Here is a 20,114-nt window from a genome sequence, read left to right as displayed (position 1 = left end):
GAACTACTTTGGATACTGAAATGAAGCCGGGAAACCGGAAAGGGCGGCCGAACTATCCGGTCGAGTTCAAGCGGCGCCTTGCCGCTGCGGCGTGCGAAGCCGGGGTGTCGGTTTCGAAGCTTTCGATGGCCAACGGCGTCAACGCCAACATGGTGTTCAAGTGGCGCCGCGAGTATCGCGCAGGTCTCTTTGACAATATACCGGACGCAAGCACAACGTTGCTGCCGGTCGTTATTGCGGATACTCCGTTGATGGTGGCGCCGGCGGTGATCGCCCAAGCGGCGTCGCCTGCCGCCAACCTGAGCACGGTCGAGATCATCTTCGCCGACGCGGTCGTGCGTGTTCACGAGGGCGTCGACGCTGCGCTGCTCAGAACGATCTTCCAGAGTCTGCGACCATGATCGGGCTGCCGGCGGGCACACGTATCTGGATCGCTGCAGGCTTCACGGATATGCGCTGCGGCTTTAACGGCCTGGCGGCCAAGGTGGAGAGTGCGTTGCTGGACGACCCATTCAGCGGCCACGTGTTCGCGTTCCGTGGTCGGCGCGGCAACGTCATCAAGTTGCTGTGGTCCAGTGGCGATGGCCTGTGCATGTTCGCCAAGCGCCTCGAGCATGGCCGCTTCGTCTGGCCGCAAGCAACCGACGGCAAGGTCCATCTGACGCCGGCCCAACTGTCGATGCTCCTCGAAGGCATCAACTGGAAACAGCCCGAACGCACCGCGCCCCTCATGTCGGTGTTGTAAACGTTTAAACATGCGCGTAAACTGCGCGCATGCCTTCCAGCCCTACCTCACTTCCCGACGATATCGAAGCCTTAAAAGCGCTGCTGCTGCAGCGCGACGGCGAAGTGCAACAACTGCGCGATACCGTCACGACGCTGGAGCAGGCCCTCAATGTCCGCTCTCTCGAAATCGAGCAGCTCAAACTCCAGTTGGCAAAGCTCAAGCGAATGCAGTTTGGCCGCAAGTCCGAGAAGCTCGACCGCAAGATCGAACTGCTGGAAACGCGGCTGGAGGATCTCATTGCCGAGGATGGCGCCGGCGAGCAGAAAGCGACATTGCCCGCTGCGCACGCGCGCAAGGTTGCGCGCCAGCCGCTGCCGGTGCATCTACCGCGCGAAGACAATATCATTGAGCCGCCGGACCAGGCCTGCTCCGAATGCGGTGGCAAACTCAAGCCCTTGGGCGAGGATGTATCCGAGCAGCTTGAGCTCATCAATTCGGCCTTCAAGGTAATTCGGCATATACGCCGCAAGAAGGCATGCGCCTGCTGCGATCACATCGTGCAGGCGCCAGCGCCTAGCCGCCCCATCGAACGCGGCATCGCAGGACCAGGCTTGCTGGCGCACATACTCGTCGCCAAGTTCGCCGACCATCTGCCACTGTACCGCCAGTCCGCCATCTACGCACGTGACGGCGTCGAGCTTGATCGTTCCACGATGGCGCGCTGGGTAGGTGCGTGCGGGGCCCTGATGCGCCCCCTGGTCGACGCACTGCAGCGCTACGTGCTCCAGCCCGGCAAGATCCATTCGGATGACACGCCGATGCCTGTGCTTGCGCCGGGGAACGGCCAAACCAAGACAGCACGCCTGTGGGTCTACGTGCGCGACGACAGGCGCTCCGGCTCGACTGCGGCGCCGGCCGCATGGTTCGCCTATACGCCGAATCGCCAAGGCCAGCATCCACAGTCGCACCTGGCCAACTTCACTGGGGTTCTACAGGCCGACGCGTTTCCAGGCTACGATAAAATCTTCGCCGATGGCCGCGTGCGCGAAGCAGCGTGCATGGCGCATGCGCGACGCAAGATCCATGATCTGCATGCGCGCAAGGCGACCGTGACAACGACAGAAGCGTTGCGGCGGATCGGCGAACTGTACGCAATCGAAGAACAGATCCGCGGCCAGCTGCCTGATCATCGACAGCGAATACGGCAAGCACAAGCGCGGCCTTTGCTCGACGACTTTGAAGTATGGTTGCGGGCACGGCTGCTCACACTATCGACCCAGTCCGACACTACGAAAGCCATAAACTACTTGCTCAATCAGTGGCAGGCGCTGGTGTACTACTGCGAAGATGGCTTGGCCGAGATCGACAACAACATCGCCGAGAACGCGTTGAGAACCTGCTGCCTTGGCCGCAAGAACTTCTTGTTCATGGGCGCAGACAGCGGCGGCGAGCGCGCTGCAACGATGTACTCGCTGATCGTCAGCGCCAAGCTCAACGGCATCGATCCGCAGGCTTATCTACGCCATGTGCTGGCCCACATCGCCGACTATCCGGTCAATCGGGTTGAAGATTTGTTGCCGTGGAATCTGGCTGATAAACTGAGCACTGTCAGCGCGTAGTTGTAACGTCACATCCGGTGATGGTAATTGCGCGCATTGAACGAAACTCTCATGGCCAAGAAAAATATCGTCATCACTTTGCGCATCAGCATCGCAGACATCACGCCGCCAATCTGGCGCCGTATCGTCGTCGACGGCGACCTCAGCTTGCGTGCGCTTCATCACATCATCCAGGCCGCGTTTGGCTGGACCGACGCCCATCTTCATGAGTTTCGTGTTGAGGGCCGCACCTACAGCATGCTTGACAACGAGCATGTTCTTGAGGGCAGCTACGACAGCGACGAGGAAATGTTCGATGACCGAAAAGGAAAGCTGAATCGATTGCTGTACACCGGCCAGCGCTTCACCTACCAATACGATTTCGGGGACAGCTGGCAGCATGAAATTCACGTCGAAAAAATTGAGCAACGTCCAGAGCCAATGGGCAGTGCCTATATCATCGATGGCAAGCGCGCATGCCCGCCTGAAGACGTCGGCGGCATCGGCGGCTACGACGACTTCCTCACGACACTGCGGGACGAACCGAAGAGCCAGGAAGCAAAGGACTATTTGAGATGGGTGGGCGGCAGCTTCGACGCAGAGGCCTTCGATCAGCGAATGGCGAACGCGACGCTGCTGCGCATGGCTTGGAATGGCTGGGGCCGGAAGTAAGCGGGCGTCAAGACGGTACTGATGCCACGCTTACGAAACATCAGTCACTTTAACGGTACAACAGCATGTGACATCACCAAAACGGGATATGGATTAGTGTTGATGGGCGCGTAGTAGGGGCATCAAGTAGAGGTAGCGCTTCCCCTCCTGGCCGCGCTTGTCGCATGAAGCGGCGGGTTCAATCAGAAATCGACGGGAAAAAATTCCTGGTGGCACTCTCATCGCGCGCAAATAGCGGATACGGGTCCGAAAAGCTGAAGTGGTTGCAGATGGGAGATCCGACCAACGGGACCGCAACGGAGTCAGTGCCGACATCCCGACACGGGTTCAACGGGATCAGTGCCGCGTCGTTTCTGCCCCACTTTGCTCTGCCAGCGACCTGGCACAACGGCTATCGCTCCATGCCCCGGTCTTTACCTTTATTACGTTCCTTTGACATCCCAAGCTTCTCAAGGTAATAGTCCGACACCGTCGTTAGCAGTTGCGTCAGCTCTTTGTCGCGCTGCCTATCACCTGCGGAAATCGTAACGACATATAAGGGCTTGTTGTCGGATGCCTTATCCAGGAACGCAAGGATGGCCTTTACGTTCTTGAACGTGCCTGCATTTGCCTTGGCGCTGGAGGCCACAATATATTCGGGCAAACGGGTCCCTAAGAGCGCCAGGTCAGCCGTATAGCTTGTCCGGCCAAGTTTCGCTACCGGCACAGCTGGCACGAAAGTCAGCGATCCGGCGTACTGCATGTAGAGCGCGAATGAACCCTGCGCTTCAGACGACATCTTGGCCAGCGCGTCAACCTGGTATCCACCGGTATTGGCCTGCTCGTAATGGAGTTTGAATGCTGAAGTCTTCTCTCGTTTGGCCTGAATCCAAAAAAGTCGGGCCAGTCCATCGGGGACCAAAGAACTTCCCGCCACGATCAAAAGTATATCCGCCCCAACCTGTGCTTCCTTGAGGGCCGGCTCGCATTGCTCAAAGATCGCGTTATAGGCGATCTGGAGCCCTGTTTCAGCGCTCACCTGTGGAAGGCCGCGTGCTTGCGCTGCCAGTTCATTCAGAAAGTCTCCCGATATGCCATCTTCGCGTTTCGCGGCTTGTGTCGCCGTGATTGCTGCCGCCGAAGCATGCGCGAGGCACCAGTACAAGGCCCACTGGGCCGAAGTAGAAAAGTTCGCAGGATCGATCAAATCGTAGAGCGTCTCCGCTTGTCTCAGGATGGTCGCAGCGTCCTTCGTGGTGTGGCGCCGGATAGCATCAGGCGTATCGGGCGGTAGCTCAGTTAGCGATGCTTTGCACCAGAGTTGCTGTGCATTCGCTAGACTCACATGGCGATTCAAGCTTGTAACTTCGCGGCCAATGCTTGCAAGGTCGCTGCCCAAGCGCGCCACGCGCTTCTGCAAATCGCTGTTTGCAATTTTTAAGCTACCAATCTGTTCATTGGACTGCGCAAGCGCACGTTTGGTTGCGTCGAGCTCGTTCAGTGGCGCGAGATTCAACCATGACAGGATACTTTCGGAAATTGACACAGAGCCCCAGTGGAATTTTGAACGTTTGATATTAACGTGATAAGACGCAATCGCTTCTGTCCAAGACTTGCGTTAGATCAAACAAATGGCGGTTAGTAGACATCCAGCCGGCATTCCCTCATCCGGATTCAATGTTTTACTGGCGCTTCACACCGACCGCACACTGTTCGCACACAGCATTCCTACACTTGCGACATCACTCTTCAAGGAAATGTCGCCATGCAAAGAACACTGCTATTCAAGACCATCATCGTGCTGGCACTCGCTGTGCTCATCTGTATCCCGCTCAGCATGATCGAAGAAACCATCGAAGAGCGCGGCAAGTTCCGGCACGAGGCGGTCGCCAGCATCGCTGCCACCTCTGTGCGCGAGCAGACCATCATGGGGCCGGTCCTCGTCATTCCCTACACTGACGAGTATCAGGAACAGCTGGTCAAGGAGGAAGGCGGCACAAAGAAGACGGAAACGGTTACCCACACGGCACGCCGCACCCATCTGGTGTTTCCGGAGCAGCTCAAGATTACCAGCCAGGTCAAGACCGACCGCCGCTACCGCGGCATTCACCAGGTGCTGGTCTACGGCGGCACCCACGACATCAGCGGTGACTTCGCCATCCCCGCCGTCAATGCTTTGCCCCGCGCGAAGCCGGATTCCAGAATTACCATCGGGCGGCCCAGCGTTGCAATGGGCATCAGCGATGTGCGCGGCATCCGCAATATTCCAACCATCAAATGGGGTGATGGCAGCGCCGAATTTGAACAGGGCACGGGGCTGCTGTCCACGCCCGCCGGCCTGCACGCCAAGCTTGCCCCCATGACGATGGAGTCGCCCGCCGCTGTCCAGTTCAGCATGATGCTGGGACTCGATGGCATCGAACGCCAACACTTTGTCCCGATCGGCAAGAGCAACAAGGTCACCGTCAAGTCGGACTGGCCCCACCCGCAGTTCGGTGGCGACTTCCTGCCATCGCCCAGCGAACGGCGCATTGACGATACGGGCTTCGAAGCGACCTGGAATATCTCGTCGCTCTCCACCATGTCACAGAAAAAGCTGCGCGACATGGAGCTGTCGCGCACTGCCGGCGGCGAGCAGCCGCACATGCAGGTCGAAGCCTTCACGGTAGCATTCATTGAGCCGGTCAACATCTACACGCTGGCCGGGCGCGCGGTGAAGTACGGCTTCCTGTTCGTGGCGCTCACCTTCGCCGCCTTCTTCATGTTTGAAATGCTCAAGCGCCTGCCGATCCACCCCGTGCAGTACCTGCTGGTGGGCCTCGCCCTGGCGCTGTTCTTCCTGCTGCTCGTCAGCCTGTCGGAGCACATCGCGTTTGCATTGGCGTACCTGGCCGCCAGCGTGGCCTGCATACTGCTGCTCGGCTTCTACCTCTCATTTGTGCTGCGCGACTGGACCCGCGGCATGGCTTTCGGTGGCGCGCTCACCCTGCTTTACGGTGCCTTGTATGGCTTGCTGATCTCGGAGAATAATGCGCTGGTGATGGGCAGTCTGCTGTTGTTCGCCATGCTGGCCGCAGTCATGATCGCCACCCGCAAAGTGGACTGGTACCAGATCACGCGCGCGGCGCCGCCGGAGGTGACGACACCATAAGGACGGCCCGGTTTGGAGCGCGAGGACCAGCGCCGCCGGATCCTCGCGCTGGTCCATCATCTGGGGGAAGGCGCTTCTGCTGGCCCTCTCGATGGCGCGCACGTCGCTGAAAGGCCGTCGCCTTCCAAGTAGCCAGCGCCGCCCGCGCATACCACTCGCGCCCAGGTTATGAAGTGGTCCTAGCCCAATCACTACGCAAATGCCACTTGCCAGCGCCCCGCCGCTTCGGAACAGCCGGTGCTTTCGTGCACTGGTATCGCATCATGGCGCAACGATTTAAACCAGTTGACGCTCGATTTTTTCACTTGCATCCTAAAAAAGCTAGCTAGCCGTCAGGCACTACCCGTGCTCCTGCTTGTCACCTTTATCGAAGGATATCAACGTGAAAAAAATCAGTATGCTCTTTGGCGCTCTGTCACTGCTGGCCAGTTCCGGTATCTGGGCCCATGGTTATATTTCCCAGCCTGCGTCGCGCAACCTGCTATGCAAGCAGGGCGCCAACAGCGCCTGCGGCGCCATACAGTGGGAGCCGCAAAGCCTGGAGGCTTCTTCCGGATTTCCATCCGGAGGGCCGGCCGATGGCGCCATCGCCAGCGCTGCGCTGCCGCAGTTTGGCGAACTCAATGAGCAGACCAGCAGCCGCTGGAACAAGCGCCCAATGCAGGCCGGCCTCAATACCTTTTCCTGGCAGTTCACGGCCAATCACGCCTCGCGCAACTGGCGCTACTACATCACCAAGCCTGATTGGAATCCCAACCAGAAGCTGACGCGCGCCGCGTTCGACCTCACGCCATTTTGCACGGTGGGCGGTAATAACGCGCAGCCGCCGATGGTGGTGAACCATTCCTGCGTTGTGCCCAAGCGCAGCGGCTACCAGATCATCCTGGGTGTATGGGAAGTGGCAGACACGCCCAACAGCTTTTACAACCTGGTCGATGTGATGTTCAACGACAGCACGACTGCGCCTGAGTGGACGCAGCGCGGCGTCATCTATCCGTCCGTCGACTTGGCAGCCGGCGACAGCGTGGCGACGCGGGTGTTTGACGCGAATGGCGAAAAGCGGGAGCTGCAGACGACGCTGCACATCGGCAGTGCCACGGAAGGTTTGCGCAACAACTGGGCCTTCAAGCTCGCCACCCGCGTGAACGCGGAGCAGCCACTGTTGCGCGCCGGCCAGCTGGGGCAGGACGGGAGCATCATGCCGGTCTACGGGCAGAACACGATCTACAGTAAATCGGGCAGCGGCCTCACGCGCGTGGAGGTGCAGATCACGAAGGATGTCGTGCCCCCAGCCGACATCACGGTCACTGGCCTGCAAAGCGCCTACATCATCAAAGGTGGCGCGCTGACGATCGATTTCAGCGTCAGCGCCAATACAGCAATGGATGTAAGTGCCTACGTGTATGACCAGGCCGGGGTCTCCAAAGGATTCGATTCAACGCCGCTCGCCAGTAGCAGCGCCGGCTTGTCGATTGCTTTGAACGAGCCTGCAGCGGGAGCCCATCAGCTGGTGCTCAAGGGCGTGCCCGCCAATGGCGGTACGCCGGTGCAGAAGACCTTCAATCTGACGATGACGGCGGAAGGCACGGCTGCGCACGATCACGTGTTCCCGGCCTCGCTTGGCATCTACAAGGCGGGCACCCGGGTACTGCAGCCGAAGGACGGCAAGGTCTATACCTGCAAGCCTTACCCATACAGCGGCTGGTGCACGATCTGGTCGGCCAGCTCGACGCAATACGAGCCGGGCGTGGGCGCACACTGGGGTGACGCCTGGACTGCTCCGTAACCGGGAACCTCAGCTTTTCGAGCCGGTGGTCCAGCGCAGCCCAAAGCCAAAGCGCTGGTCCATCATCTGGTGGGCGCTGATGCTGCCCTGCTGGCTGAAGTACTCTTCCAGCTTGGTCACCTGCATGCTGCCGCCGCGGTTCTCGATCATGGCGATGGCGCACATCATCTGATTGCCACCCTGGTCCAGCTTGACCTCGATCGGCGTCTGGCCCGGCATGTCGATCGTGACCACGCCGTCGGTACTGGTCCAGTTTGGGACGCCCTTGTAAATGAAGGCAAAAATCAGTGCGCGCTTGATGTTGTTGAACTGGTCGCCGTTGATCAGGATGTTTTCGCCGTTGGCGTTCTGGCCGGTGCGGTCGTCGCCTTCGAGCTTGATGAACGGGTAGCGGTCGTACTCGCCCCAGCAGTTGCCCAGCGCCTGTACCAGGCCGCGCGTACCGTCGCTCATCTCGTACATGCACGCCAGGTCCAGGTCCACCGTGCTGCTGCCGCCTGTCAGCTTGGCGAAAAAGCCTGTCTTGGCCGGCGCGCTGCCGCTGCGGTTCCAGTTCAGGTTCACGTGCACGCGGCCATAGCCGCCGCGTCCTGCCGCCTTGTCCAGCGATACCTTGTCGCCGCGCTTTTCCAGCGTGACCTTGGACAGCGATACCTTGCCCTGTGCTGGCGCTGCCGGTGCCGGCGTTGGCGCCGCCGCCTCGGTCCCGCCAAAGTGCTTGAGCAGTGCCGACAAGCCACCGTTGAAGCCCTGCCCATTGGCGCCAAAACGCCACACGCCATCCTTGCGGTACACCTCGCCCACGATCACCGCTTTCTCATCCTGGAAGTCGCCGCCGCTGATCGGAAACTGCACAACGTCGCCTATGCTCATGGTGCTCGCGCCCAGCGAGCGCATGGTGCCGTTGCCGTCAACCGCGGCCACGAACACCATCTTGGCGATGGAGGCAGGTAGGGCGTCGAGATTGACGTTGAACCTGGCCTTGCCGCCATCCATCGCCAGCGTGATGGCGTTGCCTGGCGCGGCCAGCTGGTTATAGAAGACCATGAACCGCTCGTCGGACAGCTTGTCGTCGCCGTCCAGGCCAAAGCACGACACGTCGATCGTCAGGCCGGGGCCATTCATGTCCAGCACAATCGGAAATTGCGACGGGCAGCCCAGGTCGGCGAGTTTGCCCTTTTGTCCACGCGAGAATATGTTCACAATGCCGTCCTTTTTCAGTGAGGGGAATACAGCGCCGTTTCAGGGCGCCGCGGTGTCGTTGGAATGCGCGCCGAAGACCTTGGACTGTTCCAGCATGCGCTGCGCCCAGGCGCGGTGGGTGGCCACCTCGCACATGGATTCGTGCATCTTGAAGACGGCCGGGCTGTCCTCGTCCAAAATCGCGCGTGCCGCTTCCAGGTCGCGCGCCTTGACGCGGTAGTGCTGCTCGATCGGGGCGATCTGGCTGGGATGGATCGCGGTCTTGCCGACCATGCCGTAGGCCATGTCTTCCGCCACTTCCTGGTCCAGCAGTTCGGGCAGGTCCAGGTGCTCGAACACGGGCGCGGTCAGCACAAAGCCGTATGGGCGGAAGGTGGTCACCAGGCGCGCAATCACGGGCCCCAGCGGCGTGCGGTAAATGGTCATGGTGCGCGGCCGGCGCAGTCCAAGGAGGGCCAGCAGATCATTGCCGCCGATGCGCAGGGCCAGGATGCGGCTGCGTACACCCGGCGCTTCCAGCACTTCACGGAACAGGCGCATCTCTTCATCATTGAAGACGTCGGCCGTCTCCAGCGTGGGCATGAGCATATGCTCGGTGCCGCGTACCTGCTTGAAGTAGGCGTCAAAGTTGTGGCGCGTGCACTTGGGGATGACGAAGCCTGTCAGCTTTTCCACGCCTGGCATGGCGAGGACGCGCGCCAGTACTTCGGGATTGCGCACCCGTACAAAACGCTCGCTGTGCGAATTGGCCTTCATGTTGGCCAACACCACCGACAGGTTGAACAGTGCCCAGCTCAGGTCACTGTCCGCCACCGCGTCTTCGGTGCAGAAAATCAGCGAGCGGGTGTGCCCCAGGCGGTCGCCGTCGGCCACTTCCATCAGGTGTTTGTGGTTGGCGGGGATGTAGAGCGAGGCGCCCATCGACTTAGCCATCAAGTGCACTCCTAATCAACGATACAGCATGGTATGGCAACGCAGGGTCGACCAGCACGGGAATATTCTTTTCCTGGGCCAGCAGCACCAGGTGCGCGACGTCGACCGAGTCGCGCTCGCGCACAATCAACAGGCGCGGACTGCGGCGCAGCAGCACGCGGGTGGCTTCGCCAATGCCCGGCTTGACCATGTTGACGTCGGTGATGCCGTGCGTGGCCAATGCGGCCTGCATATAGGCGCGCGAAACAGAAGCGGCCAGCGCCTTGTCCATGGGCGCCGGTTCACCCTGCAGTGGCGCCATAGCCATGGCCAGGTCCACCAGTTCATCGGCAAAGCGCTGCGACTGGTCCTGCGCCTCGAACTGCTCGTAATACACGCAGCCGTGGAAGTCGTTCGGGCCAATCGCATCATTGAGGATCGAGCGGCTGACCAGGCCCGATACCGTGGCATTGAGGATGCTGGACGGGATCAGGTAGTCATCGCACGATGCCGCGCAGGCGGCGGTGCCGGCCAGATCGGACAGCACATACAGGCCGCCATCGATGCAGGTGCCACGCCTTGCATTGAACTCTTCAATGGCCGCTTCCAGCTCGCGCGAGATCACACCCTTGCCGGTCCAGCCGTCCACGAAGACGATGGATTCGGGGGCGTGGCCCTGCGCCAGGATATGTTCCAGCGCCACCTGGTCAATGCCGCGGTCGCGAATGATCGATACCGAGTAGTGCGCCACCTCGCGCTGCATCACACGCGCCAGCAGGTGCTTGAGCACCACGCCAACCGGCGTGCCGGCCCGCGCCAGCGACACCAGCGTGATGGCGCCGCTGCGGCGCGCTGTAATCAGCCCGGCCAGCGCCAGGCAGTCACGGGCCATGCGTGCCAGGTTGGCGTCGCAAGCCTGGCGGAACACGTCCAGGTAGCGCGCCGACGGCAGCGACTCCGGCGACAGCATTTCGCTGTAATGGCGCTTGCCGCTCTGGATCAGCTTTTCCTTCTGCTCGACATCGACAAAGTCCTGCATCACCAGGGGCTTGAGCAAAAAGCTCACATCGCCGCTGCGGTAGCTGCCGGAGAAATTCATAGCGCCTCCAGCGTCAGGCCAGCGAGCTGGGTGCGCGGCGGGACAATGGCATAGTCGCAGGCCGCCATGAAGCGCGCATCGGACTTGCTGTCGCCCATGCCAAAGGTGATGATGTCGCCATGCTGCTCGCGCAGCTTTTGCGTCACGTAAGCCACGGCATTTGCCTTGTTGAGGGCATTCGGCAAAATGGCCAGGTTGTTGCCATTGCGGTGAATGAAGTAGTCGCGGTTGCCGTCGGCGATCCACGGCGCCACCACTTCGCGCTCGATCGGCTCCAGGTTGGCGCCTATCTTGTGGGGGTCCTTGATCACCAAATAGAACGGCGTATCGAAGTCTTCCACCAGGCGCGTGCGCCCGCCGTAACCGGTGCGCTCTGCCCAGTCGTCGATGACGCGCGTCAGTTCCTGCATGCCCGGCAGGGCGGCCTGCATCTTGGCCTGCATGTGGGCCAGCCAGAACTGGTCCACGCTGCGGTCAGGATGCAGCACGATGCCGCCGTAGTCGATCACGCACCAGCTCATGAACGGCACATCGACCCGGTTCAAGGCGTCGAGGTTGCGCGCCGTGGTCGGGATGATGGTCATGCCATCCTGCGCGAACGTGATGAACGCGCGCTGCGCGGGCGTGGTGTACGAGATCGGGCTGCCGTCCTTCAGGAAGGCGGTCGCCTGCAGGCCCTCCGCGGACCGGCATTTTTCAAGTGACTGGAACAGGGTGTCGTCCAGGTCAGCGAACAGGAATTTCTGAAACTTCTTCAACGTGTGTCTCGGTAATAAAGTGGAGTAGGCGTGCATCGAACACGTCGGCCAGGTCGCTCAAGGCCTGGTTCGGGGCAGTTTCGTGGCAGATGAACACGTGGTCATACTGGTCCGGGCTGACGTTATACAGGAAGTTTGTGACGCCCTCCCCATAATTGTCCTGGAAGGCGAGGGCTTCGGACACGGCGCCCCATTTCAGGATGGGCGAGCGGGTGGTGGACTGCACCTTCACGTCCAGGCCGCGCTGTTCGAGCTGGGCGCCGAGCAGGAAGGAGGCATGCATGAATTCTCCGGTGCCCAGCACCAGTACCTTGTCGCCGGCCGGGACCTGCTCGGCCAGGCGCGCTGCCAGTCCTTCCGGGATGGCCATGGCGCGCTCCATGCCAAAGCGGCCAAAGGCGCTGCTGGCGCCGCGGTCGGCGGTGGCGTCAAAACGCTGGGCGGGCGGTCCTTCGGTCGGCGCTTCGCCGGCGATGAACTGGTATTCGCCATTGAGGGGTGCGGACATGGTCACCGGCACGCCAAAACGTTGGGACAGGGCGGCGGTGGCCTCCTTGCCCATGAAGTTGGCGATGGCGGCCAAATGGACCCGCTCCACGCCCGGGTTGAGGCTGCGCACGGCATGTGACAGGTTCAGGAAGGTGTTGCCGGTCGAGGCTTCGTCATCGACCATGACCAGGGTCTTCGCGCGCAGCAGCAGTTCCTTTTTGTGCGCGTCCGGTGGCATGTGCAGGAACTGGCGCGGCGCGTGGCTGTGGGCTTCTTCAAATTCGATGGTGTCGACGCCGCCCACGTGATAGCGGGTGGTGTGGATGAACAGCGCTTCGCGCCCGGGATTGGCCAGCAGCCAGGCTTCAAACACGCCTTGGCCCAGGCCCACGGCGGTTTCGGCCATGGCGATGAAGACGACCGGGCCGGCCACTTCCGGCACCGAGGCCGCGATGCGGGTATGAATCTCGCGCATGAGCGACGGTTTTACCGGCCAGTGCTTGCCCAGCACCTTGGACAAGAACAGGAAACCGCGCTTGGCGTTGGCGCGCGCGGCAAAGCCGAGCAGTTCGTCGCTCGGGTACTGCGAATCGGTGATGGTCAGTTCCAGCCTGCCGGTTGGCAGTTCGATGATGGCGGGGTTGTTCATGCAAGTTCCACGGGTGTAGTTAATTCGGCCACGCGAATGCCGTCGCGCACGGGTGCGACCTGCACCTTGTCAAAGCCATCGGCAAAGCCACGCAGGGCAATGTAGGGCAGGTTGGGGCCGGCCACGCAGGCCATGCCGATACCGCCCGACATGCGTGGATTAATTTCGAGCAGGCGCAGTTCCTCGCCGCCTTCGCGATACTGCACATTGAAGCAGCCGTTCAGGCCAAAGTCGGCGCACAGCTTGGCGGTGGCGTCCAGGATGTCCTGGCGCATGTCGATCAACTGGCCGCGCCCCGCCTTTTTCGGCTTCTTGCGCGGCACGGCAGCTACCAGGCGGCCCTTGTCGCCCACGCAGTCGACGCTGAACTCGTGCCCGTCCAGGTACTCCATCAGCAGCATGGTGCGGAAGGTGCCCATCTCGGCCAGGCCGCGGCGCATGTCGGCCAGGCCAATGTGGTACTCGGCGCCGGCCAGCAGCAGGGCGGCGCTGCTGCGCTCTTCGTCCAGCACCGCAAAGCCCAGGCCAAACACCGATTGCGAAGGCTTTACGCACAGTTTGGCGTGGCGCTGGCGCAGGTCGGCGTAGGCGGCGTCAAACGCTTCCACCGTCTCGAAGATGCGCGTTTCGGCCACCGGCGCCATTGTCAGGTCCACGTCGCTGTAAAAACGGGCCTTGTCGTGAATGAGTTCGAGCGCCTCCACCGACCCGGCAGACAGCACGCGCGTGCCCAGCGCTTCAAAGCGCGCGTGCATCCCGGCCAGCACCGTTGATTCGCGACCCGGGATGAAGATATCCACGCGCTGCTCGCGGCAGAACTGGAGGCACCACTCGATGTATTCTTCGCGCTCCATGCCGGTGGGTTCGACATGGAACTCGTGGGCGGCGCGAGCGGCCGCTACGTGCGGGTTGGCATTGCTGTAGATGATGTGGAAGCGGCCTTCGCTATCCGCTTCGCGGATAAGGTTGATGGCCGCGTACACGGACGAAAACGTCCTGTTAAACCAGACACGCATGAATGACTTTCAAAAAACCGTTAATAAATAGAGCTTCGATAAAAAATAGGGTCAGGACAGCACGCCGTGCTGCTTGGCCAGCTTGAGCCAGCCGGGGTATTCGGTCATGAGCAGGTCGTACAGTTCGCTGTCGCTGTGTTCGTCGGGCGAGGCCACGGAAAAGAAGTCGGCATTGTCAATCAGGCGGCCATCAAGCCCGTCGAGCTTTTCCAGGAAGGGGAAATCGGAGTCGGCGAACGCAAACAGTTTTTTCGATTTTGACTTGCGCCCTTTGCCAATGCCCATGAACTGCCAGAAGATCGGCTCGCGGCTGCTCCAGCGCAGCTGCTTTTCCGTCAGCGGCTGGTCGGAGGTGCTGCCGTCGGTCACGAACATGACGTACACCGGCGTCTTGCCGCCCACCGGCGCCTTGCGCTCGGCGGCGTTCCCGTCCGGGAAGTAGTAGCGACGCACGGCTTCCATGGCGCGGCCGTAGCGGGTGTCGCCTTCCAGCGGGTGCTTGGCGATCACCTTCTTGATATAGGTGGGCGCGTTGGCCAGCGACATGGGCTCGGGCTGGTGGACATTGGCGCCGAACAGGAACACGTCAATCTCGCCGTCGTCGTCGAACTTGCAGCCCAGCGCCAGGATGCGGTCGGCAAACTGCTGCACCAGTCCCTTGCTGTACAGGCTGGTCATGGAGCCGGAAATATCGAGCACCAGCGCGACCTTGGCGCGGTGCGTGTCGAGCCCGGCCTTGGCCAGCGACACGCCGGCTGCCTTGACCAGGTTGACGAGCTGCGGGGCTTCCTTTTCGATGCGTTTGTCGAGCGAAATGCGGGCAGGCTGGGCGGGCGCCGGCGCCGCTGCAGGCGCCGCGACATCGCCGCCAAAGTGCGCCACCAGCGCATCGAGGCCGCCATTGAAGCCCTGGCCCACGATGGTAAAGCGCCACTGACCGTCCTTGCGGTACAGATTGCCCAGCATGGCTGCGCGCTCCTGGGCAAAGTCGCTGCCGGAAAAGTCGAAGCTGGCCTTGTCGCCCAGGCGCAGCGCGCTGGCGCCCAGCTGGGCCAGGGAGCCGGAACCGTCAACGCTGGCCGTGACCACCACCTGGTCTATGGTCGCAGGCAGGCGCGCGGTGTCGATGGTAAAGACCGCGCCGCTGCCCTGCGCGCTCATGGTGACGCCGCCGCAGGGCGTGGATGGCTGGTTGAAGAAGGTCATGTACGCTTCGCTCACCAGCTTGCCGTCGACACCGACGCCAAAGCACGAAAAATCGAGCGGCACGCCGGACGCTGCCAGCGTAATGACGAGTTTGCCATTGTCGGACAGGCTGGCCAGCGGCAGGCGCTGTCCTCTTGATAACTGTTCCATCATGCTCCAGTGTCGTTAGCAGTTAGCGGAAAAGGTTGAATTCGGTACCAGACAAAAAACAGCACGGGCCGCGCCTGGCGCTCGCCCGTGCTGATACGACAGTACAACTATTACTTAAGCGTTGACGCCGAACGAGCGCGCCAGCGGTCCCAGGCCGCCCTTGAAGCCCTGGCCTATGGCACGGAACTTCCACTCGCTGCCGGCACGGTACATTTCGCCGAAGATCATGGCTGTTTCGGTCGAACCGTCTTCCGACAGGTCGTAACGGGCAATTTCTTTCTCGCCGTTGGCATCCATGCAGCGGATGAAAGCCTTGCTGACCATGCCAAAGTTCTGCTTGCGCGACTCGGCTTCATGGATGGTGACGCAAAACGAGAGCTTGTCGATCTCGGCCGGCACTTTAGTCAGGTCGACCAGCACCTTTTCGTCGTCGCCTTCGCCTTCGCCCGAGGTATTGTCGCCCTGGTGCACCACCGAGCCGTCGGTCGACTTGAGGTTGTTATAGAACACGAAATCGCTGTCGCCGCGCACCTTGCCGTCGGTCTTGAGCAGGAATACGCTGCCGTCGAGGTCGAAGGCGGCGCCATCGGTGGCGCGCGGATCCCAGCCCAGGCCGATCATGACCTTGGACAGGCCCGGTGATTCCTTGCTCAGGTTGACGTTGCCGCCTTTTTGCAAACTGATAGCCATACTAATCTCCTTGAGTAATCTTAAGTTTCGGAAAAGCCTGCTTTGCCAGGCTTGCTACAACAACCCTAGATGGGTGCATTATGTAATCAATCAAGCAATCTATTTTCCCTGCGCCGCAACAACACCCTGGCGTGCGTTGCTGGACAGAAATTCCGCTTCCACGTAGACTGAATTCTTCCCCGCCGCACTGCCTCCGCCATGACCCTCGACCTCGAAACCCGCCGCCCCGTACGCCTGATCTCGCGCGCCGATTTCGCGGCCTATCCGGTATGGGAATGGGCCATCAATGAAGAGGAGTCGCTGGGGCAGGGTGAATCGATCCTGCGCCCGACCTCGCTCGACAGTGTCCCGCTCGGCATGCCCGGCCACTTCGTGGTGGGCGCGACGGCAACCTTGTCCGATGGCAGCGTGCTGCCCGCCTGCGTCGAGGTGCACGTGCGCACCAACACAGCACAGCTGGCACCCATGTTCATCCTGATGCCGGACCGCCATCTCGACTTTGCCGGGCAGGCCACCATCACCGTCCTCACTCATTATACGAAAGTCAACGGAACCCGGCCCGTTTCATGGGAACTTGCCGTGCCGCTGGCGGGCAAGACCGTGCCGCCGCGTGGCAAGGTGCGTGAATCGCTGCGCCTGCGCGCCATCCGGCTGGTACGGCGCCTGGGCATGCCGGTCAGGCTGCCCGGGTCACCGTCCAGTCATGTACTGTAGACGTTCTGACCATTATTTTCACCGGTAAAAAGTCGCGCCGGCTACCGTGATCCGGGGGCGGCTGCCGGGACGGTCATGGCGCCGCCGCCGCGTGCGCAACCATGCGTACAACACATCGACATACCCCCAACTAATATGTTGCGTCAAGCCCTTTAGCGCGCTATACTAGCCGGCTTCGGTATGGATTCGTCCTTTTTGAGTCCGTCCATTACTTGTAGTTTTTGGTAGTTAAACATCAGCCCCGCCCAATCGCAGGTGGGAATGGAGAAAAAATGAGCCTAGGCCTTCTCGGTCGCAAGGTTGGAATGATGCGCATCTTCACGGATGACGGGGATTCGATCCCAGTAACCGTGCTCGACGTATCGAACAACCGTGTTGCGCAAGTCAAAACTCCTGAAACAGACGGTTACTCCGCTGTTCAGGTCGCATTCGGTCAGCGTCGCGCATCCCGCGTGACTTCGGCAGTTGCGGGTCACCACGCCAAAGCCGGCGTTGAAGCTGGCACCATGCTGCGCGAATTCCGCGTAGATGCTGGCAAAGCAGCCGAAATGAAAGCTGGCGATGTTGTTGCCGCTTCGCTGTTCGAAGTCGGTCAAAAGATCGACGTTCAGGGCGTCACGATCGGTAAGGGCTACGCTGGTACCATCAAGCGTCACCACTTCTCGTCGGGCCGTGCTACCCACGGTAACTCGCGTTCGCACAATGTGCCGGGCTCGATCGGTATGGCGCAGGATCCAGGTCGTGTTTTCCCTGGTAAGCGCATGACCGGTCATCTGGGTGATGTTACCCGTACCGTACAGAATCTTGAAATCGCCCGTATCGATGCCGAGCGCCAGCTGTTGCTGGTCAAGGGTGCCGTACCAGGCGCGAAAAATGGCCAAGTCGTTGTTTCGCCAGCCATCAAAACCAAAGCACAGAAAGGAGCTTGATTATGGAACTTAAGCTTCTTAATGAGCAAGGTCAAGCAGGCGCCAATGTCGCTGCAGCCGATACCGTTTTCGGCCGCGACTACAACGAAGCCCTGATCCACCAGATCGTCGTCGCCTACGCTGCCAACGCACGCTCGGGCAACCGCAAGCAGAAGGATCGTGAAGAAGTTCATCACACGACCAAGAAGCCATGGCGTCAAAAAGGTACGGGCCGTGCTCGTGCCGGTATGTCGTCCTCGCCACTGTGGCGCGGCGGCGGACGCATCTTCCCGAACTCGCCTGACGAGAACTTCACCCACAAAGTGAACAAGAAGATGTATCGCGCAGGTATCTGCTCGATCCTGTCCCAGCTGGCTCGTGAAGAGCGCCTGGTGGTCGTGGAAAACCTGACCATCGATGCCCCAAAGACCAAGCTGCTGTCGCAAAAGCTGCAGGGCATGGGCCTGGAATCGGTCATGATCATCACCGACACCACGGACGAGAACCTGATGCTGGCCTCGCGCAACCTGCCGCACGTGCTGGTGGTCGAGCCGCGTCACGCTGATCCGATGTCGCTGGTGTTCTACAAAAAAATCGTGGTCACCAAGGCAGCACTGACCATGATCGAGGAGATGTTCGCATGAGCGGCGTAATCAAATTCAGCGAAGAGCGCCTGATGAAGGTGCTCCAGGCGCCGGTCATTTCCGAGAAGGCCACCATGGTCGCGGAAAAGAACGAGCAGATCGTGTTCCGCGTATTGCCGGATGCGACCAAGCCTGAAATCAAGGCAGCCGTTGAACTGTTGTTCAAGGTTGAAGTCCTGTCGGTGCAGACAGTTAATCGCCAAGGTAAGCAAAAGCGTTCGGGCCGTTTCAATGGCCGTCGCAACCATACCAAGCGTGCTTTCGTGTGCCTGAAGCCCGGCCAGGAAATCAATTTTGTCGAGGAGGCTAAATAATGGCACTCGTAAAGATGAAGCCAACCTCGCCAGGCCGTCGCGGCATGGTAAAGGTTGTGAATCCAGACCTGTACAAGGGTCGTCCGTTCGCAGCCTTGGTTGAAAAGAAATCGAAGACTGCTGGCCGTAACAACAACGGTCACATCACCACCCGCCACATCGGCGGTGGTCATAAGCAGCACTATCGCCTGATCGACTTCAAGCGTCAGAAGGATGGCATTCCGGCAAAGGTCGAGCGTATCGAATACGATCCAAACCGCACCGCGAACATCGCCCTGCTGTGCTACGCCGACGGCGAGCGCCATTACATCATCGCTACCAAGGGCATGGCCGTTGGCGACAGCGTGATGAACGGTTCGGAAGCACCGATCAAGTCGGGCAACTGCCTGCCTATCCGTAATATCCCGGTCGGTACCGTGATGCACTGTGTCGAAATGCTGCCAGGTAAGGGTGCCCAGATGGCCCGTACCGCCGGCGCCGGCGTCGTGCTGATGGCCCGCGAAGGCACCTACGCCCAGGTTCGCCTGCGTTCGGGTGAAGTACGCCGCGTGCACATCGAGTGCCGCGCTACCGTTGGCGAAGTCGGCAATGCCGAGCACAGCCTGCGCAAGATTGGTAAAGCCGGTGCGATGCGCTGGCGCGGTGTTCGTCCTACCGTTCGCGGTGTGGTCATGAACCCGGTCGATCACCCGCACGGTGGTGGTGAAGGTAAAACCGCAGCTGGTCGTCATCCAGTGTCGCCTTGGGGCCAACAGACGAAGGGTAAGAAGACGCGCCGTAACAAGCGTACGACTTCGATGATCGTCTCGCGCCGCGGCAAGAAATAAGGATAAGACATGACACGTTCATTGAAAAAAGGGCCGTTCACGGACGCCCACCTGGTGAAAAAAGTCGAAACCGCGCAAGCGAACAAAGACAAGAAGCCAGTCAAAACCTGGTCGCGCCGCTCGACCATCACGCCAGACTTCATCGGCCTGACGATCGCGGTTCACAATGGCAAGCTGCACGTGCCAGTGTATGTTTCCGAGAACATGGTTGGTCACAAGCTCGGCGAGTTTGCACTGACCCGTACGTTCAAGGGCCATGCCGCTGACAAGAAGGCGAAGAAATAATGGAAACCAAAGCTATCCTCAAAGGTGTGCGCCTGTCCGACCAAAAAGGTCGCCTGGTGGCAGATCTGATCCGCGGCAAGAAAGTCGGCGCAGCACTCGACATCTTGCAGTTCAGCCCCAAGAAGGGTGCGACCATCATCAAGAAGGTCCTCGAGTCCGCTATCGCGAACGCCGAGCACAATGATGGCGCCGACATCGACGAGCTGAAAGTCGTTCAGATCTACGTTGAAAAGGGTCCGATCCTCAAGCGCTTCACTGCACGCGCCAAGGGCCGGGGTGATCGTATCTCGAAACAATCCTGTCACATCTACGTGACTGTCGGCAACTAAGGGGTCAC

Annotated in this window: 22 protein-coding genes; 13 read left to right on the top strand and 9 right to left on the bottom strand. The window is 60.6% G+C overall.

Features of this window, described 5'->3' with window-relative positions:
- Positions 1 to 20 precede the first annotated feature (20 nt).
- The 4 genes from KY495_RS06540 to KY495_RS06525 are packed head-to-tail and all read left to right on the top strand — an operon-like array spanning position 21 to position 2,997.
- Positions 21 to 401 carry a transposase gene (locus KY495_RS06540; protein WP_229518289.1) on the top strand — a complete coding sequence of 127 codons (381 nt, stop codon included), beginning with the start codon at positions 21 to 23 and terminating at the stop codon, positions 399 to 401.
- Positions 398 to 745 carry an IS66 family insertion sequence element accessory protein TnpB gene (gene tnpB / locus KY495_RS06535; protein ID WP_119784802.1) on the top strand — a complete coding sequence of 116 codons (348 nt, stop codon included), beginning with the start codon at positions 398 to 400 and terminating at the stop codon, positions 743 to 745. The genes KY495_RS06540 and tnpB overlap by 4 nt, the downstream gene beginning before the upstream one ends.
- A 29-nt stretch (positions 746 to 774) precedes the next feature.
- Complete coding sequence (locus tag KY495_RS06530) at positions 775 to 2,346, top strand: IS66 family transposase (RefSeq protein ID WP_219879846.1); 1,572 nt, start codon at positions 775 to 777, stop codon at positions 2,344 to 2,346.
- A gap of 51 nt (positions 2,347 to 2,397) precedes the next feature.
- Positions 2,398 to 2,997 (top strand): plasmid pRiA4b ORF-3 family protein, encoded by a 600-nt coding sequence (locus KY495_RS06525; RefSeq protein ID WP_219879845.1) that lies wholly within the window; start codon positions 2,398 to 2,400, stop codon positions 2,995 to 2,997.
- Between the two features lie 391 nt (positions 2,998 to 3,388).
- Here the strand turns inward: KY495_RS06525 and KY495_RS06520 are convergent, their stop codons facing one another.
- Complete coding sequence (locus KY495_RS06520) at positions 3,389 to 4,522, bottom strand: hypothetical protein (protein WP_219882893.1); 1,134 nt, start codon at positions 4,520 to 4,522, stop codon at positions 3,389 to 3,391.
- A gap of 219 nt (positions 4,523 to 4,741) precedes the next feature.
- On the opposite strand from KY495_RS06520, the gene creD reads away from it, so the two are divergent.
- Positions 4,742 to 6,127, top strand: coding sequence for a cell envelope integrity protein CreD (creD, locus tag KY495_RS06515; protein ID WP_219882892.1), 1,386 nt, complete (start codon positions 4,742 to 4,744; stop codon positions 6,125 to 6,127).
- Positions 6,128 to 6,509: 382 nt separating this feature from the next.
- Positions 6,510 to 7,913, top strand: coding sequence for an N-acetylglucosamine-binding protein GbpA (gene gbpA, locus KY495_RS06510; RefSeq protein WP_307728253.1), 1,404 nt, complete (start codon positions 6,510 to 6,512; stop codon positions 7,911 to 7,913).
- 9 nt (positions 7,914 to 7,922) lie between these two features.
- Here the strand turns inward: gbpA and KY495_RS06505 are convergent, their stop codons facing one another.
- The 8 genes from KY495_RS06505 to KY495_RS06470 all read right to left on the bottom strand — a co-directional run bounded on the left by KY495_RS06505 (position 7,923) and on the right by KY495_RS06470 (position 16,085).
- Positions 7,923 to 9,116, bottom strand: a complete 1,194-nt coding sequence (locus KY495_RS06505; RefSeq protein WP_219882891.1) for a TerD family protein — start codon at positions 9,114 to 9,116, stop codon at positions 7,923 to 7,925.
- A 39-nt stretch (positions 9,117 to 9,155) separates the two neighbouring features.
- Positions 9,156 to 10,049 (bottom strand): HpcH/HpaI aldolase/citrate lyase family protein, encoded by an 894-nt coding sequence (locus KY495_RS06500; RefSeq protein WP_219882890.1) that lies wholly within the window; start codon positions 10,047 to 10,049, stop codon positions 9,156 to 9,158.
- Positions 10,042 to 11,127 (bottom strand): cysteine protease StiP family protein, encoded by a 1,086-nt coding sequence (locus KY495_RS06495; protein WP_219882889.1) that lies wholly within the window; start codon positions 11,125 to 11,127, stop codon positions 10,042 to 10,044. The genes KY495_RS06500 and KY495_RS06495 overlap by 8 nt, the downstream gene beginning before the upstream one ends.
- Positions 11,124 to 11,885, bottom strand: a complete 762-nt coding sequence (locus tag KY495_RS06490) for a hypothetical protein (RefSeq protein ID WP_229518515.1) — start codon at positions 11,883 to 11,885, stop codon at positions 11,124 to 11,126. The genes KY495_RS06495 and KY495_RS06490 overlap by 4 nt, the downstream gene beginning before the upstream one ends.
- Positions 11,854 to 13,023: a phosphoribosyltransferase domain-containing protein gene (locus KY495_RS06485; protein WP_219882887.1), complete on the bottom strand. Its 1,170-nt coding sequence runs from the start codon at positions 13,021 to 13,023 to the stop codon at positions 11,854 to 11,856. The genes KY495_RS06490 and KY495_RS06485 overlap by 32 nt, the downstream gene beginning before the upstream one ends.
- A complete protein-coding gene (locus KY495_RS06480) occupies positions 13,020 to 14,039 on the bottom strand; it encodes an ATP-grasp domain-containing protein (RefSeq protein WP_219882886.1) in 1,020 nt (339 codons plus the stop codon). The genes KY495_RS06485 and KY495_RS06480 overlap by 4 nt, the downstream gene beginning before the upstream one ends.
- A gap of 51 nt (positions 14,040 to 14,090) precedes the next feature.
- Positions 14,091 to 15,398, bottom strand: coding sequence for a VWA domain-containing protein (locus tag KY495_RS06475; protein ID WP_229518514.1), 1,308 nt, complete (start codon positions 15,396 to 15,398; stop codon positions 14,091 to 14,093).
- Positions 15,399 to 15,509: 111 nt separating this feature from the next.
- Positions 15,510 to 16,085 carry a TerD family protein gene (locus KY495_RS06470; protein ID WP_219882885.1) on the bottom strand — a complete coding sequence of 192 codons (576 nt, stop codon included), beginning with the start codon at positions 16,083 to 16,085 and terminating at the stop codon, positions 15,510 to 15,512.
- 198 nt (positions 16,086 to 16,283) lie between these two features.
- Between KY495_RS06470 and KY495_RS06465 the strand changes: the two genes are divergently transcribed.
- The 7 genes from KY495_RS06465 to rplV all read left to right on the top strand — a co-directional run bounded on the left by KY495_RS06465 (position 16,284) and on the right by rplV (position 20,106).
- Positions 16,284 to 16,799, top strand: a complete 516-nt coding sequence (locus tag KY495_RS06465; RefSeq protein WP_219882884.1) for a hypothetical protein — start codon at positions 16,284 to 16,286, stop codon at positions 16,797 to 16,799.
- Positions 16,800 to 17,071: 272 nt separating this feature from the next.
- Positions 17,072 to 17,728, top strand: a complete 657-nt coding sequence (rplC, locus tag KY495_RS06460; protein ID WP_219882883.1) for a 50S ribosomal protein L3 — start codon at positions 17,072 to 17,074, stop codon at positions 17,726 to 17,728.
- Positions 17,729 to 17,730: 2 nt separating this feature from the next.
- The gene (gene rplD / locus KY495_RS06455; protein WP_219882882.1) at positions 17,731 to 18,351 is read left to right on the top strand and encodes a 50S ribosomal protein L4; all 621 of its coding nucleotides are present in this window, start codon (positions 17,731 to 17,733) and stop codon (positions 18,349 to 18,351) included.
- Entirely contained in the window at positions 18,348 to 18,665 is a 318-nt protein-coding gene (gene rplW / locus KY495_RS06450; protein ID WP_219882881.1) for a 50S ribosomal protein L23, read from the top strand. The genes rplD and rplW overlap by 4 nt, the downstream gene beginning before the upstream one ends.
- Positions 18,665 to 19,492: a 50S ribosomal protein L2 gene (gene rplB / locus KY495_RS06445; RefSeq protein WP_219882880.1), complete on the top strand. Its 828-nt coding sequence runs from the start codon at positions 18,665 to 18,667 to the stop codon at positions 19,490 to 19,492. Before rplW ends, rplB begins: the two co-directional genes overlap by 1 nt.
- Positions 19,493 to 19,501: 9 nt before the next feature.
- Positions 19,502 to 19,777 carry a 30S ribosomal protein S19 gene (gene rpsS, locus KY495_RS06440; RefSeq protein ID WP_025603566.1) on the top strand — a complete coding sequence of 92 codons (276 nt, stop codon included), beginning with the start codon at positions 19,502 to 19,504 and terminating at the stop codon, positions 19,775 to 19,777.
- Positions 19,774 to 20,106, top strand: a complete 333-nt coding sequence (gene rplV, locus KY495_RS06435; protein WP_219884135.1) for a 50S ribosomal protein L22 — start codon at positions 19,774 to 19,776, stop codon at positions 20,104 to 20,106. Before rpsS ends, rplV begins: the two co-directional genes overlap by 4 nt.
- Positions 20,107 to 20,114: the final 8 nt, after the last annotated feature.

The organism is Massilia sp. PAMC28688, from assembly GCF_019443445.1.
In the GTDB taxonomy this organism is placed as follows: Bacteria; Pseudomonadota; Gammaproteobacteria; order Burkholderiales; family Burkholderiaceae_D; genus Telluria_A.
This window is presented reverse-complemented; position numbering and strand designations above follow the sequence as displayed.

Bases quoted from the DNA above. Each gene is read 5' to 3' on its own strand.
- KY495_RS06540 (WP_229518289.1), top strand. From the start codon at position 21: ATGAAGCCGGGAAACCGGAAAGGGCGGCCGAACTATCCGGTCGAGTTC.
- tnpB (WP_119784802.1), top strand. From the start codon at position 398: ATGATCGGGCTGCCGGCGGGCACACGTATCTGGATCGCTGCAGGCTTC.
- KY495_RS06530 (WP_219879846.1), top strand. From the start codon at position 775: ATGCCTTCCAGCCCTACCTCACTTCCCGACGATATCGAAGCCTTAAAA.
- KY495_RS06525 (WP_219879845.1), top strand. From the start codon at position 2,398: ATGGCCAAGAAAAATATCGTCATCACTTTGCGCATCAGCATCGCAGAC.
- creD (WP_219882892.1), top strand. From the start codon at position 4,742: ATGCAAAGAACACTGCTATTCAAGACCATCATCGTGCTGGCACTCGCT.
- KY495_RS06500 (WP_219882890.1), bottom strand. From the start codon at position 10,049: ATGGCTAAGTCGATGGGCGCCTCGCTCTACATCCCCGCCAACCACAAA.
- KY495_RS06495 (WP_219882889.1), bottom strand. From the start codon at position 11,127: ATGAATTTCTCCGGCAGCTACCGCAGCGGCGATGTGAGCTTTTTGCTC.
- KY495_RS06485 (WP_219882887.1), bottom strand. From the start codon at position 13,023: ATGAACAACCCCGCCATCATCGAACTGCCAACCGGCAGGCTGGAACTG.
- KY495_RS06480 (WP_219882886.1), bottom strand. From the start codon at position 14,039: ATGCGTGTCTGGTTTAACAGGACGTTTTCGTCCGTGTACGCGGCCATC.
- KY495_RS06475 (WP_229518514.1), bottom strand. From the start codon at position 15,398: ATGATGGAACAGTTATCAAGAGGACAGCGCCTGCCGCTGGCCAGCCTG.
- KY495_RS06470 (WP_219882885.1), bottom strand. From the start codon at position 16,085: ATGGCTATCAGTTTGCAAAAAGGCGGCAACGTCAACCTGAGCAAGGAA.
- KY495_RS06465 (WP_219882884.1), top strand. From the start codon at position 16,284: ATGACCCTCGACCTCGAAACCCGCCGCCCCGTACGCCTGATCTCGCGC.
- rplC (WP_219882883.1), top strand. From the start codon at position 17,072: ATGAGCCTAGGCCTTCTCGGTCGCAAGGTTGGAATGATGCGCATCTTC.
- rplD (WP_219882882.1), top strand. From the start codon at position 17,731: ATGGAACTTAAGCTTCTTAATGAGCAAGGTCAAGCAGGCGCCAATGTC.
- rplW (WP_219882881.1), top strand. From the start codon at position 18,348: ATGAGCGGCGTAATCAAATTCAGCGAAGAGCGCCTGATGAAGGTGCTC.
- rplB (WP_219882880.1), top strand. From the start codon at position 18,665: ATGGCACTCGTAAAGATGAAGCCAACCTCGCCAGGCCGTCGCGGCATG.
- rpsS (WP_025603566.1), top strand. From the start codon at position 19,502: ATGACACGTTCATTGAAAAAAGGGCCGTTCACGGACGCCCACCTGGTG.